Genomic DNA, 1298 nt, shown 5'->3' on the forward strand with positions numbered 1-1298 from the left:
AGTGAGCGCTGGGATTTCTTCCCTTCCTGCTTTGGCCGTCGTCGGGAAGGGCCATCTCCAGCGGGAATTGACTGAGAGCGCGTGTTATCCCGCTTGCTCTGCACCAGACTGATAAACTCCAGGGTTCGGCCAAGACGCTTGTTATCGACAATCGCGCCCTGGTCGATTTCTGACAGTCGGTCGTAGGTAGAGTAGGGAAGTAGCGTACCGTTCAGGCGCAGCTCTTTTCTGCCATCAGGATAGTGATACACATCGATATATTTACCTATTGCACGGCGACTCAGTTCGCTGTCTTCAATCAGGTACAACATTTTATCATATTGTATCGTCAACGATTTTGAGACTTTACGTTTTTCACGAACAGTGAAAATAAGCCCCAGGTCCTCATCATGTTCTACAGCACGGTGTACGTCAAAATCATGTCGCGGTACTTTGCCAAAACGGCGGTTATAGTCAGCCATATAGGCCTCAGCGAAGTCATTTGCAGCCTCCATTGAACAAATGCCCTGTAACCGCAGCTCTTTGACCAGACGATCCTGTAAAGTGAGGTGAGCTCGTTCTACACGCCCTTTGGCGGGACTGGTTTCTGCACAGATAGTCTGGATGTTCAGTTCATGCATGGCTCGCCCAAACTGAGTATGCCCGTCTCCGCCTGTGGCGTGTTTATTGTTAACACGAAAAACACCGGCTTTATCGCTGTACAGTGCCAGCGGTTTACCATGCTTATCGATATAGCGCCGCGTGGCTTCGAAGTAAGAAAACGTGGACTCCGATTTAACAAACAACAGTTCCATCAGTTTGCTGGTTGCATCATCAACATAGACCAGCGCGGTGCAGGCCGGGCCACGGCCTTCAAACCAGTCGTGATCACAGCCATCTATTTGTATCAGCTCACCAGTACACGGACGCCGGTACCGTGGTTGAGGGATCCTTGCGGCACGTTGTTTACGGGGAACCCATAAGCCAGCCCGCACCATGATGCGCCGGACAGTTTCTTTGCCAAGAAACAGTCCGTGGAGTTCTTCGAGCTTTTCACGCGCCAGAGTCGGACCGAAATCAGCATAACGCGTCTTGATCAGTTCCAGAGCCTGATCTGCGAGCCCGGGTGGCAACTGGCGGTTACCACGCATGCCACATCGTCTGCTGGCCATACCAAGCGGTCCGCCTTCACGGTAACGGGCAAGAAGTCTGCGGCATTGCCTGTCGCTGATACCGAGGTGCTCGGCCGCACGGCGCGTTGTGATGCGACGTTCAATGACGTCCTGTATAATCTTGATCCGGTTGATCTCTTTCAAAGT

General features: G+C 52.3%; 1 protein-coding gene. It reads right to left on the minus strand.

Annotated elements, in window-relative coordinates:
* On the minus strand, window positions 1-1298 hold a 1298-nt coding region (locus HMPREF3140_RS10795), incomplete at both ends, for an ISNCY-like element ISKpn21 family transposase (protein WP_228705077.1).

The organism is Klebsiella sp. HMSC16A12, from assembly GCF_001808265.1.
Classification (GTDB): domain Bacteria; phylum Pseudomonadota; class Gammaproteobacteria; order Enterobacterales; family Enterobacteriaceae; genus Klebsiella; species Klebsiella pneumoniae.